Raw genomic sequence first — 14466 nt, forward strand, 5'->3', positions numbered from 1 at the left:
ATGAACGTTGGAATGCAGTTGGTAAGTGAGCGCGGGTATAACGGACTTCTTGCTGGTGAAACGTACTATTTTTTATCAAATAATCAGGAGCTAATGCGCGTAAATTTGGTTTTCTTTTCATTAGGAAAGGAACCGAAATCAATTTTGCTCTCGATGAGCGCCTTGGATTTTGAAAATGGGCTTTTGAGTGGGCGTATAGTTGGTGCTGAAAAACAATGGAGCCTCCCTCCATGGCTTCGTGATTACGAAGGAACAAATTTTTACCAGCTTGAGAGGCAACGAAAGTCAAAAGTTATTTCATACGCAGATAGAGTTGTTCATCGGTTTATGTACATATCTGGTGCGTTAGAATCATTTGAAGGAGGTTTAAGTGATCCTGGTTTGGACTCAAGGCTCAATAAATATGCAAGAGAATTAAGTCCCGCTCAACATGCCAAGCGAATTAGGCTTTGGTTCTATACATATATATTATTTGGTAGAAATATTTGGTCGTTGATGCCGAAATTCTCAAACATAGGTCATTGGGACCGACAGGAGGTTTCCAAAGTGAAAAAGCTCGGTAGAAAACCATTGCATGAAGGAGGGCAGGAATACGGAGTGACAAAAGAAATGTTGGATATGATTACTAAGGGGTATGCTCAGTATAGTAAGTCATTAAATAGTATGGAGAAAATATATGGGCAGGTAGTGTGTAGCGTGTTTGGCTGTGAATCAATTGTGGTGTCAAGGGGTGAGTTTAAATATATTCAGAAGGGGGGTAAACCTTTTCCAAGTCTTCCGCAGTTTAGATATCACGTCACAAAGAGCTTTTCTCAAAAGTCTCGGCAAATACTGAGTTTTGGGGAGGAGGCAGTACGAACAAAGATCAGTGGGAGTGTAGGTAAGTTCTCAGAAAGGCTATCTAATCTTTTGCAACGGGTTGAATTAGACGCTTATTACAGCAAGGCACGACCTGTTGGGCTTATAGAAGGAAACGTTATGGATCCTCTCTGTGTTGTTAGAGCGGTCTGCAGTGTGTCCGGCTATCTCGTTGGTATAGGGTTCTCCTTCGACAAGGAAGATATGAGTGGGTACCTAATGGCGTTGTTTTCGATGGCAATCAAGAAGTCAGAGTTTTTTAGGATTTTTGGAATGAGTGATTTAGACGATGACGATTGGCAAAGCACTGGATTGTCCACAAATATTATAGTTGATCGAGGTCCTGGCGCTGCTAAAGATCTATTCGATGACTGCAAATGGATCAACTCGCGAGGTCTCCCTCCCTCATACTCCGGCCAATCCAAGGCTTCGATCGAGTCTTCTCATCCTCGAGTTAAATCTATAGAAGGACGGCCAAAATACAGGCAGAGTAATTTGAATATCGTTCAGATGGCAAAGAACGAGATAAAAGACTTAGTAGAGAGTAATTGGACCTCTGATGCCACTGCTAGATGTACTCCAGAGATGATAAACCATGGGGTAAGCACTACTCCTGCCGGTATCTATGGTTTTTTGGATTCGCGAGCGCGTACGGACGCTTACCCAATGAGTTTTGAGGAGGCAGTGAGGAATTTTCTGAAACCAATTAAAGTTTCTTTGCGGCAAGATGCGGTTTACTTCCATCATCGACGATTTAACTCGGTAGAGCTTCAGCAGACAGGGATATTTGATGGCGTTGGGAAGAGCGACGGTGTTGAGGTGGATGCATATCTTTTAGAGATGTGTGTCCGGCATTTATGGGTCGAAATAAATGGCCGATTGTATGAGCTTGATGCTCTCTTGCCGATCCGCGATGATACCAGTCAATTGTATGTTTCATTGGCTGACCTGTGTGCCGAGGAGCATGTTTTGAAAGTAACTCATTCAAAGCTAAGGCAGAGCAAGCCGGCAGTCGCCAGTTATTACGATCAAAAATTTGAGGCGGCGACGGGGAAAGCATCCGGTGCCGTAAAGCTTCAGGAGGGTGTTCCTTCCAAAGGCGATGGATATAAGCGAGAGGTTGCTGATTTAAAACGGAATTTGAGCGGGAAGTCTTAGGATGGGGAGCACCCGACTAATTGACAGGTTTTCACCATATACAAGCTTACGTGATATTCGCGAAGCCAGTATTGTTAAACCTGATCCAGTTTGTGGTCTTGAGACTATGTCCGCCAACATGGCTTCGGCTTCACTTGTGGATACATTGAGAGCTATCTATATTCCCAGTGAGTCTGCATGCGGTTTAATCGGTGAGCTGCTTGAAATAGCATTGCGTCATTCTACGGGCTCATATCCCAGTAATGATGCCTATCTTCGGGGGATCTATTCAGGGGAGTATTCTGATGTGTTTCCCTTGTGCCTGTCTGGAGTGGCAGGAGTAGGTAAAAGCCAACTGATTAAAGCTCTTCGGCGTTTAATGCCAGTGAATGGAACTTTCGACCCGGGGCCCGGCGTTTCGGATATGGCGTTTACCTCCATGTGGGAGATTAATGTAAAAGATAAGAAAGGCATTATTCCGATGCTGACCAAATTCTTACCACCGGAAAAACAAGGTGAAAACAGAAGAAAGACAGTTGATCAGGTGCTGGCATACTGTAGAAAAAAAGCATTTCGAGAAGGTGTTTCACTGCTTGTTGCTGATGAATTTCAATTTTATACAAGTGGAGACGCGAGCGCTAAATTGGCTGAGGCATTACTGAACCTGTCAACTTTGGGTGTGCCTATGCTGTATGTGGCTAATTATAGTATGCTTCAAAAGCTACTAGGACGCCCCCAGCAGGATCGGCAACGCTTAATGGTGAATCCAAGAATCTTGTTGCCAGACTTATTGGGTGATGATAGTTGGCGCAAGTATGTTGAGGAGTGCGTTAGGGTGTCCAGTGGGGCAATTAATATTGAAATAGATGCTTTCTGCGAAACTCTTCATGTGTATACCGCGGGCATCAAGCGTCTGTGTATTTTGCTTCTGGGGATCGCCTACAAGCACTCTCGAGCTAGGGGGGCGGTTCATATTGGTTTGCATGATCTAAAGTCTGCGTACCAGTCAACTGAATATGTGGTAAATAAGGTGGACGTGGAAATCATCTGTCGTCAAAACATTACAGGGAAAAGTGGAAGGGCTGACTTATGGTGTCCGCTGGCGCTTCCTCAATCCACAGCCCTAGCGTTTACAGCGTCCTCAGAGAAAAAGCGAGACGAGGTCGTGTCTGAACAGTTGGTTAGATCTTCACTCACTCTCAAAGAGAAAAATGCAGTAAAAGCATTGGAAGGCAGTCACGTAAAAAAATCTGTAAATAGTGGCGACGTGATAAAGTTAAGAGAGCCACGCAAGGCGCCCACCGTGGAAAGTCTCACTGCGTCGCTTCAGCGGTTAATAGAGCGTGATAAGTAGCTACAGGCTTCCTTATCCAGCTGAGATCCGCAAGGAGTGAGGGGGCAACCAGGCGGCCATTATGAATGGTCAGTATGCTTTGATGAAAGGGATAAGACATGTGAATCGCCATATAGCTAATAGGCCGCCTCACTAAGCAGTATCATGGCGTACAACTGAGGTTTCGTAAATTTCATCGCGATCTTCGGCATTACATATTGCGGCTTATTGGTCTTTAGTACTTCCGATAACTTCGAGTAATAGCCTAGTGAAAGGTCTATCCCATCATCGAGACAGCCGTAAATGACCCTATATGGACCGCCTGAATGCTTGTGTGTTCCGCTGACATGAATTTGACCCAGGATGCTGATGTTGACTGAGCTATATGCAGGCACTGAAATCTCAAACAAGACCATCGCCTGCTGAGTATTCGGGTGGGTTAATGAATCCCGGCAGGCTATGTCAGATCCCGTCAGCGCTAACACAGGGCGCACAGGTGGCCAAAATTGGTATTGCTGCGCTTGCATAATTATTTACAGTGGGCGAACACGCTAAGCGCTCCATTGCGTTAGTAGTCTTGCCTAAACGAGAAGCTTTACCCAAACTTCTTGCAGTCGGTGCACTCTCTGCAAAATTGCGCTCCACTTGACCATCCGTTTGCATTCGACCTGACCAGTCACTTGCATTCGTTCTAACCAGCGATTGCATCGGATTTGACCAGCACGCGTTGTAACCATGATCGGCAGAGAACGGCCAGAAGCGGTCATTCGCTTATAGCCGGCGAAGCCTATACCTTTATCGAAACGAGGGGATTCCAGTTAACGGCGATAGCAGCTCATCTTCGTCCATGAGATGTCTTTCGATGTCAGGTAGGATCAAAACACCTAGCGTGTAATCGAACTTACTACCCTCGATTACAAAGGCATGCTCTTCAATTTCAAGCTCTGCTGATTCTCGAGAAAGCCAGGCGCTCGCAGGAATGATACCGGACGTACCAGTCGCTGATCGCACTGCACGGTTCAGTACTGACTGAGCGGGAGGTTCAATGGTTTCTTTCCGAGTGGCGAAGTAAGCACCAGATCGGAATGCCCGTTCGTTTGAGCAGGACCAATCAAGGAAGCCGTCTTTGGCTGATAGGACGATAACTCTACCCGGTGCTACCTCACGCCATTTTAAGGCTGCTGCAGTAACTGAAACACCGTATCGATCTGCACAGTGACGAAGCAAGTCCATCGAGAACGGATGCCCATCTACCTGAGCCCGGAAATCGTTGAGCGGCATCAGCAAATACGATGCAAAGGTATCGGCTTCGACCTCAATTTCACGCCCATGGGGATCCCAGGAGTGCATGTCTTCATTTGAGCAATTGAAGCGAGATTGGCGTTCGCGATGGAGCATGTAGTGCCCAAACTCGTGGGCAATTGTGAAGCGAACTCGACCTTCTGACTCAACGTCCTCATTAACGCCAATTATCCACCCATCACCTTTAGGACTCTTAACCAGCATGCCTTCAAATGTGGGTAGTGGAACTGGTTTGATGGCCTGAATTGGCTGGTCGGGGCAGGCCTGCGACGACCACTCAAGCACTAACCCCCTAATGTCGACCGGAAAGCGGTCACCCCCTAACACCTGCTCCAAAACTCGAGATATACGAATCGCTTCACTCTTAGGGGTAATGGCCATGCTAAGTCAGCTCCACCAATCGTCGACCATTTTCCGAAGCCGCTCTTTGTCCTTATCGTCCAGATCTTGGTATTTGCGAAAGAACTCTTTGTCCGCCTCTACTGCCAGATCTGGAGAGGAGGAGCCTAGCAACGATTCTGGCGATAGACCCAACGCCATTGCGATTTTGGTCACCTTGTCTAAGGACGGGTTTGGCTTGTCGCGATTCTCTAGCTCCCACAAGTAGCTTTTGCTCGACTCGGTAAGAGCCGCCAGCTGCTCCAGCGACATGCCTAAATCCCGCCTCCTGCCGTTAATTTTTTCTCCAAGGGGTGATGCCACGGGTGTCTCCTTCGTAAGTGGGTCGACCACCATACCATTATAACGAACGAATTTGTACCTGTTGACAGATACAACGGAGCGGAGCATTGTGGCCCTGTCGTTCGGTCCCACCGAACAAAAAAGTATCTAGATGGAGAACAAGGCAATGACTACCAACCTTCCTCTCGAGCCATCTCATCAGTCGAACGCAAGCCGCTCCGCCGTAGTAAAAATTAATGGCGAGCTTGTAGGTGTTCACGACTGGACGCCTACAGCTCGCCAGATTCTGGCTGCGGCTGACTTGCAGCCTACTACAGAGTACGCACTTTTGAGCTGGCCAGAACACGGGCCGACCGAAGAGCTTGGCCTCGACGAAACCATCCCGTTACCTCGCAACGAACAGGTAGCGGAATTTTTAGCGATGCAAGCAGATGGGGTTTTCTACTTCATGTTGAACGACGAACGCTTTGACTGGGCAGGCCCACTCAGCACAGAGGACGTTCGTAAGGTTGGTCGTGTGCCAGTAACGATGGAATTGTGGCTGGAACGACGCGATGAGCCTGATTTGCAACTGGAGAAGGGAGATGTTGTTGATCTCCTGGCTCCAGGGGTTGAGCGTATTTACACTCGCCGGCGCAAATGGAAACTGGATGTACACGGGGTAATCGTCGAGTCGTCTGAGCCACAGATTATCGTTCGCGATGCTCTGATCTTGGCCGGGATCGATCCGGACCAGGGGTGGATCATTCGTCTGAAGGTGCGTGGCGAGCCCAAGCGCGAAGTCGGTTTGGCGGACAGCATTGACCTGACGAAGCCTGGCATTGAGCGCCTTCAGCTCCTCTCTGACACGATCAATAACGGCGAAGTCGCGTGTTCCATGCGGCGGAATTTCGTATTGCTGGCTAAAGACGAGACCTATCTGGATGCTCGGGGGCTGGTTTGGGAAACAGTTGATGATGGCAGACGTTGGTTGCTGATCCGGGACTACCCAGTGCCGCAGGGATATCTCCAAACAAGCACCTGCCTGGCCATAGAAATTCCGCAGAACTACCCGGCCGCAGAGATCGACATGTTCTATTGCAACCCGCCGCTGACTTTGAAAAGCGGTGGCCAGATTGCGCAAACTGAACATCGGCAGGTGGTAAACGGAGAGGAATTCCAGCGCTGGTCTCGCCACAGAAATCCAGGGCAGTGGTCTCCCGTGCGCGATTCTGTGATCTCACACATGGGGCTGGTCGACGAGTCCATTGCCCGGGAGCTAGGGCAATGAGTGCTAACACGACGTTGATATTGACAGGCGCGCTGCATGCGCGCCTTCAACAACACCTTCTTCCACCTGACGGTCTGGAAGCAGCGGCAATTTTACTCTGCAAGCGTATGCAAACAGATAAAAGACTGAAGTTATTGTGTAAGGAGGCAGTGCTAGTTCCTTATGGCCAGTGCAGTCGAGTTCATGACCATCTTGAGTGGTCTGGAAGAAGCCTGCTTGAGGCGCTCGACCTAGCGGAACCTGAAGGCCTTTCACTCGTACTAATCCATTCCCACCCAGGAGGATTCTACGATTTCTCCCTTGCGGACTCGGAATCTGATGCCTTGGTCATACCTCAGGTGTTTGCCAATCTCGAGCAAGGTGATCATTCAGATGTGGTTCATGGGAGCGCGATCATAGTGCCGGGAGGGGCCATCAAAGCCCGGACATTTGACTGCAACCATCAGATGGAACCGATCAATTTGGTAGCGGTGTATGGGGACGATATCCATCTCTTCTGGAGTGATGACGACCAGCCCTTGCAGCGCCCAATGGCTTTTTCAGAACAAATGCGATCAGAGTTGGGCAGGCTTGCTGCAGCGGTAATTGGCTACTCAGGCACTGGCAGCATTGCTGCAGAACAGCTCGCGCGTATTGGCTTCGGTGGAATGGTAGTCGTTGATTTCGACCAGGTCGAAGATCGGAACCTCAATCGGATCATCAACTCCACAGTCGCTGATGCTCTTACTGGTCAGTTGAAAGTGAACGTGCTCCGTAGGGCCGTGGCTGGCTTTCGACCTGACATGCGCTTGCAATGCGTGTCGACTTCGGTCGCTACAAGGGAGGCAGTTCTTGCTGTGGCCGAGGCCGATATCCTGTTCTGTTGCGTAGACAGTGAAGAGGGGCGCTTTATCTGCGATGCAATTGGCGCCGCGTTCATGATGCCGCTCTTTGATGTTGGAGTAGTCATTCCGGTGCGCCGAGACAAAAATGGCAAGCTCGCAATTCTCGATGTCCATGGTCGGGTCGACTACGTGCAGCCTGGTGGGTCGACCTTACTCGACCGCAAGGTCTATACCCCAGCGTCCCTGAGAGCGGAAGAGTTAGCTCGACGGGATCCTGCGGCCCATGCAGAACAGGTGAAGGCCGGCTATATGCCCGGCAGTCTAGAGCAAGCTCCGTCAGTGATCACCGTTAACATGCAGGCCGCAAGCATGGTTGTTAACGAGCTGATAGCCAGGCTCTACCCATATCGCCTGGATGGAAATAGTCGCTGTGCACGAACCATGTTTAGTCTGGCCGAGAAGGAGTTCGAGTACTTTTCAGAAGCTGACTTTGCCGCCAAAGAATCGTTAACACTGGGTTCTGGCCTAAGCGAACCTCTACTGGGTCTACCCTCTCTGAGAGGCGAACAATGACTTGGCTGGTTCGGATTTGGGCAGCAATTCGGAAGGTTGCCTCTGGATGGTTTGAAACGGAGCTCCGCACTTACCGAGTCAAAGGCGACACTCTACCGAAATACATCCGCCCGAATCAGCTGATCCATCTGGTTGATGATGGAGAAAGCTGGTCAGCTGGATTTATGTGCCCGTGTGGCTGTGGGGATGTCCTTGAGGTAGCACTGATCAAGGAGGCAAGGCAGAGTTGGACTCTTTCTGTGGATGCTGAAAACAGACCAACCCTACATCCGTCCATCTGGAGAACTACAGGATGTCGCTCTCATTTTTGGATCAGGAAGGGACGCATTCATTGGTGCGGTAAAACAGGCTAGGACAGGAGATACTGCTGTGGACAGCCAAAATTTCGTGAAGCTAAAAGCTCACATCTTGAACCTTTCCGTCTCAAACAGTTTCGATGTGGCGCGTCGAGAGTGGAAGCTTGCGGCTGTCGAGGTGACTGAGGATTTCGATCAGTGCCCCTGTGGTCAGGACATAAAAGAACACTGCTATATCAGGAACAGTGTGAATGGCAATCAAACTTATGTCGGTAACGTCTGTATTAACCGCTTTCTCCAGATCGATACCGGCAATCTGTTTGAGGGTCTCAAGCGCATCGCGGGCGACCTCAAGGCGAATGCGAACCGCGACTTGATCGAGCATGCTTGGAAGATGGGTTATCTCTACAGCGAAAAGGAGTACAGCTTTCTTCTTCAAACTATGCGAAGCCGAAAGCTCTCAGCAAACCAGTTGGCATGGAAGGAGAAGATTAATCGCCGGATAGTCCAGCAGACGGTCGTTAAGAGGCGCACCCATCGCACATGAGCTCGACCTTAACTAGCCAGTGAATCTCTCCTGCATTCGCATACAATATTGGAAGTCCGCGCTTGCCCGTCAGCAGCCCCTCACGAAGGGCAGCTATGGGTCGACTTCAGTCAGTTGTGACAGGCTGAAATCGGCCATGAGCGACGTGGAGCGAGGCGCTCGCCAGTTGGATATCATCCAGATTCACGACCTATGTAACGTGCTTGGATGTGATCTTGTTGAGCTGATTCAAGATTTCGTAAACCGGACGTCGAACGACAACAACACTGGTCCTGTAGGAAAAATCTGATTTTTCGATTCTTCACTATGCAAGCATTGAAGCCAGCTATGCATTCCTGCACCATCAGAAGCCGATATTCATGGATTGGATCAAGGCATGCTGGACGCGAATGCAACGCACATTTCCCTGACCCTTGAAGGTGGATCCACTGACCTTCAAGTTCTGAGTTTCGTCGGTCGCGAAGCCCTCAATCAGCCGTACAGTTTTGACATTGAATTGGTCAGCCCCCGACCCGACCTCAAGCTCGAAGAACTACTGCACAAAACGGCGTACCTGACCTTTGGGGCCACAGGAAAGGGCATGGTCCACGGGGTGGTATACCGTGTAGCCCAAGGTGACTCAGGCAAGCGTCTGACGCGCTACAGCATCACTTTGACGCCGCAACTGAGTTACCTGCTTCACACCTGCGACCAACGAATTTTCCAACACCTTAGCGTACCGAAAATCATCGCCCAGGTATTAGAAGCACGCGGAATTCTTTCCGATGCCTACAGCTTTCAACTCGGCGCAATCTATCCCGAACGTATCTACTGCACCCAGTACAACGAATCTGATCTGCATTTCATCCAGCGTCTGTGTGAAGAAGAAGGCATCCACTTCCACTTCCAGCACAGCTCCCAAGGGCACAAGCTGGTGTTTGGTGATGACCAGACGGTGTTTCGCAAACTGGCGCCCGTGGCCTACCTGCAAGACTCTGGGATGGCCGCAGAGAAGCCGGTAATTAACCGCTTCAACCTGCGACTGGAAACCCGTACCACTCGGGTCAGTCGCCGCGACTATGACTTTGAAAAGCCACGTCTGCTACCCGAAGGTACCGCCAAAAGCGACTTCCTGCCAGACCTGGAAGACTATGACTACCCTGGTCGCTTCACCCATCGCGAACGTGGTAAGCAATTGGCGACCCGTGCACTTGAACGGCACCGCAGCGATTACCAACTGGCCGAAGGTAAAGGTGATGAGTCTTCGCTGATCACCGGACACTTTTTACCACTCAGTGATCACCCCCGCGATGAATGGAACGACCTCTGGCTACTGCTGGAAGTGATCCATGAAGGCAAGCAGCCACAGGTACTCGGCGAATCGATCACCAGCGATGTTACTGACAACAAGGACGACTTCCACCAGGGCTACCGCAACCGCTTTCTGGCGACGCCGTGGACTGCCAATTATCGACCGCCGCTTGACCATCCAAAACCCAAGGTCCTGGGCAGTCAGACCGCCGTGGTCACCGGCCCCAAGGGTGAAGATATCCACTGTGATCAATACGGTCGAATCAAGGTGCAATTTCGCTGGGACCGTTTAGGTCAAGCTGATGACAACACCAGCTGTTGGCTACGAGTGGCCAGCGGCTGGGCGGGTGCCTCGTTTGGCGGCATTGCGATCCCTCGCATCGGTATGGAAGTACTGGTGACCTTCCTTGAAGGAGACCCCGACCAGCCACTCGTCACAGGCTGCCTGTTTCACAAAGAGAACATCATCCCCTACGATCTGCCGGCCAACAAAACCCGCACCGTGTTCAAAACACTCAGCTCACCGGGCGGCAAGGGTTTCAATGAGCTTCGCATTGAAGACAAAAAAGGTCAGGAGCAGATATTCCTGCATGCCCAGCGCGATTGGGACGAAAACATCGAACATGACCAGAAAATTCGCGTAGGCAACGAACGTCACGATACGGTTGAAGCCAACACTCTCAGCGAATTCAAAGTTGAAGAACACCGCATCACCCACACCGACCGCAAAACCGAAGCGCGTGCCGATGATCACCTGACTGTCGGCCAGACCCAACACGTCAAAGTCGGTACGGGTCAGTTCATCGAAGCAGGTCAGGAAATTCACTACCACGCTGGCGAAAAGGTCGTAGTGGAAGGTGGCATGGAGTTGACCGCGAAAGCAGGGGGTAGTTTCGTCAAGGTTGATGCGGGCGGCGTGACGATCAGCGGGGCGAACGTCAAGGTCAATTCGGGTGGCGGACCAGGTTCAGGTTCGGGTCTCAAGATTCTCGGTCCGTTGTTACCGGGTGCTGCCGACAAGGATCGGCCCGGTCAGCTACTACAAGGGGCTCCACGTAGCCATAAGGCTCGCTACGTCTTGCTGGACGACAAAACGGGCGAACCCCTTACCGGCACTCCCTACACCCTCAAACGTGCCGACGGGAGCCGTCTGACGGGCTATACGAACGATGAAGGCAAGACTTTCTTGGTGCATAGCAGCGATCCAGCTGAAGTTGACCTTATGATACCTGTCCGTAAGCCTGAGCCATTGGAACCATTGATCAGGGCTGGTGAGAGTGCGCCCAGAGAAATGAGTCTGGACTATCGAAACGCCAACTCGGAGGGCGAATAACATGGCTACTGTCCAACCACAGGCACCACAGGGGTGCACCACGACGAGCATTGAGGGCACGGAGACAAGAGCTAAATTACCGAGTCCCACCAACAAACCTTACTTGATGGAAAAAGCTAATTACGCTGCTCGTTTTCCACGGCTGTCGATCAAGCTACTCCCCAGTGGGGAAATTACGGAAGTAAAGTTGAAACAGCTGGTCATGAGCGGTTTGATCCGCGCTGACGAGTATCGTTGGGATTTTCGCTGGGATTACAAAGCCGAGGTCAGTTTCGACATGACCCCGATACCACCGAACCCACCGAAACCGTTTCTCAGTACCTCGCTCTCGCTCCCTGGGCAAGTACCTGATCCGGATCGACGTCATACGTTAACCTTCTTTCCGGTGGGCAATACCAAGGGACTATTGCGTCGACCAGACGTCATGATTGTGAAAAGTCGTGCGCTTCGCTGGCCTGGACGGGCTGGTCCTGACCACGAAGGAGTCATGCATCCAGATAATTTGGAACGGTTGGTCGAGGTCAAATTCCCCAACGACGAGCTTTCGCAGGAACAGGAACGAGCCTACCTGCGTATAGCTGGTGGTAGTGACCGGTTCTCTGTACTGGAGATTAGCGACTGCCGGGACAGAGATGATCGCGAGCGCGACAAGGAGTACAACAAAGAGCACAAACCGACCGGCTATTTCAATCCATTGCAATGGCCCTCATTGGTACCGCCAAGACCTGCTCCAGTGCCCGTTCCTGTATACGGTCCAGAACCAACGCCAGCGCCAGCGCTTGTTGAAAACTGGACCCAGCAAGTGCAATCAGCGGTAGACAGCCTTTTAGAAGAAGGTGCTAACGGCATCCGGCAACTATCGCAAGAATTTCAGCAGCATTTGCAAGACGCCCAAACGTGGTTGAGCACTAAAGGTGAATGGGTGCGTCGAGAATCACAAAAAGCTTGGGAGTGGGTCAGTGAAACCGGTGGGAAAATATTACGCTGGACCGATGATCAACTCCGCGCCATTTGGCAGGAGGTTCAGCGTTACACTGATTTGACGCTAGAGGCTCTGCGTGAAGTTAATTGGGTGCAACTACTAATGAATATTGGCAAAATAGTTGCTACGGCGGTAGTGATCATTGTCATTGGTGAGTTGATAGTCGCCGCTGCGATACCAGCAGCTCTTCTAACAGGATTGTTAGCGATAATTGAAATAGCCGCGCAATCCTGGGTTGTTCTGGCAGCAATACTAGCAAAACTTGCTACCAGTCCAGTTCCGCGCCAAGCACTGAATTTTTGATTGAGAACCAATGTGAATAAATCATTAAAAAACCTAGAAGACCGCGCTGCTGACTTGTCTTTTGAATTGCCCGATGGTACGCCAGTGGTAAGACTGGGATTAATCATCACATTATATTTTAAGAAAGGATACACGCGGGAAACGAAGAGCAAAATAGATGAGTGCTTTGCACGATTTTACGAAGAGTTTCAACCGCTCTTGAAAGGAATGTTTTATCGTAGACGAAAAAAGCTGACCGATGCCAGTTTCAACAAGGTTCGCGAGCAAATTTCAAAAACCGATTCAAATGACGAATTTAGTTGGCTTTTGGGTAGTGCTGCCGAGTCCACTCAGGCTGATGAGTATAGATTATCTATGCTCAACTCTTTTGAAATTCACGGAGATCAGATCCGCTCCCACATTAAACTGGTATTCCCGTGGTCGCTACTCAAGCAGCCTGGTGGGGCTGCCAGATATCAAGATTGGCTTTGTTATCTCAGCGAGAAGCTTGAAGTGGAACACGGGTACGGCGGCCTTTCAAGCGTTTTACCCTATGACTATCACAGCTACGCGCCCACTGAGTATGAATTAGCGCAGCAGTATTCCGGACTCGAAGTAGACTCGATGCCTCACGCATCTTCGTTAGAGTTGCTGGAGCACATAAAAGGTGTCAACTGGTACACGGTCCTTGGAAGCACTTTTGTAGAGCGACTTGGTGGTGAATCCACCATACGCCACTCGTTAAGTGGGCGTGGTGACATCGAAATTCTCACGTATAACAATGGATTGATCATTCGCGCTGGTGAATACCCTGAGCTTGGAGCTTTGGAAGATGGGCTGCCAGCCGCTTACGTCGCTGTTAATAAGGTTGTTAAACCTGTACGCATACCCAATCCTGATCAACTTCATAGCTATTCGCCTTATGGCAATTGCTTCGAAAAAGACAGTACTGACCGCTGGTACGCACGTTTTGACCAAGAAGAAACTGGCTCGACCTCTCCTTCTCGCATTGAAGCAGGCCAACCTTGTAGCAAGGCTGGTTACTGGTTCAGCCCGGCGCAGGCGAACTCTCGTAGGCATTTCAAACAGGGTGAGATCATGCCTAGTTTTAGCGGTTCAGCGTGGGGGGCAACATTATGGTATTGGTCCAAGGATAGTACGGTAACTCCAATGTAGGGGGGGCGAACATCCCCCCGTGCGGGCGACAGCTCCTGGCCGAGAGCGGACGTTTTGGGTTACCCCTCGCTCCGCTAGATACCTGCATGAGACGCTTCGACCTCAACAGACCTAATCCTGCAGTGCGGCGTAACTCACTTGCAATAGACACGCTCAGTGCGAATCGAGTAGTGTTTCAGAAGACTTAGCTTAATCGTTATGGACAATTTGATTCCGGAAAAGGAGTGAAGAAATTAGAAATTGGTATATCTATATTTTGAAGCTTGAGCTGAACTCATGGTATGTGGGTACAGCTAAAGGGTTGAGATCAAGGCTGCGAAGCCATGGTAAAAAAAGCCCTTACTCTACATTAAATAAAAATGGCGCCATCAAATATATAGAGAGCGGCCTCACGGGAAAGAGAAAAGCAACTCACTTACATGCGGCCTTTAGATCAATTGGCGATTGTTTCTGGGTAACAGAGATTGAAAATACTATCACTGTAGCTCTGGGACAAAAGTATGGCTTCGATAAAGTTAGGGGTGGCTCTATAATTCACCCTTGGAATCACAAGCTAAGTGATATTAAAGTGGAAAACTTAAT

11 protein-coding genes are annotated in these 14466 nt (G+C 50.1%); 9 read left to right on the forward strand and 2 right to left on the reverse strand.

Annotated elements, in window-relative coordinates:
- Together ACIQY3_RS28130 and ACIQY3_RS28135 are read left to right on the forward strand one after the other, a co-directional pair.
- Window positions 1-2016 (forward strand): hypothetical protein, encoded by a 2016-nt coding sequence (locus ACIQY3_RS28130; RefSeq protein ID WP_403026298.1) that lies wholly within the window; start codon window positions 1-3, stop codon window positions 2014-2016.
- Between the two features lie 106 nt (window positions 2017-2122).
- A complete protein-coding gene (locus ACIQY3_RS28135; protein ID WP_403026301.1) occupies window positions 2123-3349 on the forward strand; it encodes a hypothetical protein in 1227 nt (408 codons plus the stop codon).
- Window positions 3350-4123: 774 nt separating this feature from the next.
- Here ACIQY3_RS28135 and ACIQY3_RS28140 read toward each other — a convergent pair.
- Window positions 4124-5011, reverse strand: coding sequence for an ImmA/IrrE family metallo-endopeptidase (locus ACIQY3_RS28140; protein ID WP_403026304.1), 888 nt, complete (start codon window positions 5009-5011; stop codon window positions 4124-4126).
- Between the two features lie 6 nt (window positions 5012-5017).
- Complete coding sequence (locus ACIQY3_RS28145; protein ID WP_403026306.1) at window positions 5018-5332, reverse strand: helix-turn-helix domain-containing protein; 315 nt, start codon at window positions 5330-5332, stop codon at window positions 5018-5020.
- A gap of 145 nt (window positions 5333-5477) precedes the next feature.
- Between ACIQY3_RS28145 and ACIQY3_RS28150 the strand changes: the two genes are divergently transcribed.
- The 7 genes from ACIQY3_RS28150 (at window position 5478) to ACIQY3_RS28180 (ending at window position 13884) form a co-directional block, all read left to right on the forward strand.
- Entirely contained in the window at window positions 5478-6581 is a 1104-nt protein-coding gene (locus ACIQY3_RS28150; protein WP_403026309.1) for a multiubiquitin domain-containing protein, read from the forward strand.
- Entirely contained in the window at window positions 6578-7978 is a 1401-nt protein-coding gene (locus tag ACIQY3_RS28155; RefSeq protein ID WP_403026311.1) for a HesA/MoeB/ThiF family protein, read from the forward strand. The genes ACIQY3_RS28150 and ACIQY3_RS28155 overlap by 4 nt, the downstream gene beginning before the upstream one ends.
- Window positions 7975-8331, forward strand: coding sequence for a DUF6527 family protein (locus tag ACIQY3_RS28160; protein ID WP_403026313.1), 357 nt, complete (start codon window positions 7975-7977; stop codon window positions 8329-8331). The genes ACIQY3_RS28155 and ACIQY3_RS28160 overlap by 4 nt, the downstream gene beginning before the upstream one ends.
- A gap of 16 nt (window positions 8332-8347) precedes the next feature.
- The gene (locus ACIQY3_RS28165; protein ID WP_403026315.1) at window positions 8348-8821 is read left to right on the forward strand and encodes a hypothetical protein; all 474 of its coding nucleotides are present in this window, start codon (window positions 8348-8350) and stop codon (window positions 8819-8821) included.
- Window positions 8822-9197: 376 nt separating this feature from the next.
- Window positions 9198-11444, forward strand: a complete 2247-nt coding sequence (locus ACIQY3_RS28170) for a type VI secretion system tip protein VgrG (protein ID WP_403026318.1) — start codon at window positions 9198-9200, stop codon at window positions 11442-11444.
- Window positions 11445-11550: 106 nt separating this feature from the next.
- On the forward strand, window positions 11551-12729 hold the full coding sequence (locus ACIQY3_RS28175) for a VRR-NUC domain-containing protein (RefSeq protein WP_403026321.1): 1179 nt from the start codon (window positions 11551-11553) through the stop codon (window positions 12727-12729).
- Between the two features lie 12 nt (window positions 12730-12741).
- Complete coding sequence (locus ACIQY3_RS28180) at window positions 12742-13884, forward strand: DUF3396 domain-containing protein (protein WP_403026323.1); 1143 nt, start codon at window positions 12742-12744, stop codon at window positions 13882-13884.
- Window positions 13885-14466 lie beyond the last annotated feature (582 nt).

The organism is Pseudomonas sp. NPDC096950 (assembly GCF_044762525.1).
Lineage (GTDB): Bacteria > Pseudomonadota > Gammaproteobacteria > Pseudomonadales > Pseudomonadaceae > Aquipseudomonas.

Bases quoted from the DNA above. Each gene is read 5' to 3' on its own strand.
- ACIQY3_RS28130 (WP_403026298.1), top strand. From the start codon at position 1: ATGAACGTTGGAATGCAGTTGGTAAGTGAGCGCGGGTATAACGGACTT.
- ACIQY3_RS28160 (WP_403026313.1), top strand. From the start codon at position 7,975: ATGACTTGGCTGGTTCGGATTTGGGCAGCAATTCGGAAGGTTGCCTCT.
- ACIQY3_RS28175 (WP_403026321.1), top strand. From the start codon at position 11,551: ATGGAAAAAGCTAATTACGCTGCTCGTTTTCCACGGCTGTCGATCAAG.
- ACIQY3_RS28140 (WP_403026304.1), bottom strand. From the start codon at position 5,011: ATGGCCATTACCCCTAAGAGTGAAGCGATTCGTATATCTCGAGTTTTG.
- ACIQY3_RS28150 (WP_403026309.1), top strand. From the start codon at position 5,478: ATGACTACCAACCTTCCTCTCGAGCCATCTCATCAGTCGAACGCAAGC.
- ACIQY3_RS28170 (WP_403026318.1), top strand. From the start codon at position 9,198: ATGCTGGACGCGAATGCAACGCACATTTCCCTGACCCTTGAAGGTGGA.
- ACIQY3_RS28155 (WP_403026311.1), top strand. From the start codon at position 6,578: ATGAGTGCTAACACGACGTTGATATTGACAGGCGCGCTGCATGCGCGC.
- ACIQY3_RS28135 (WP_403026301.1), top strand. From the start codon at position 2,123: ATGTCCGCCAACATGGCTTCGGCTTCACTTGTGGATACATTGAGAGCT.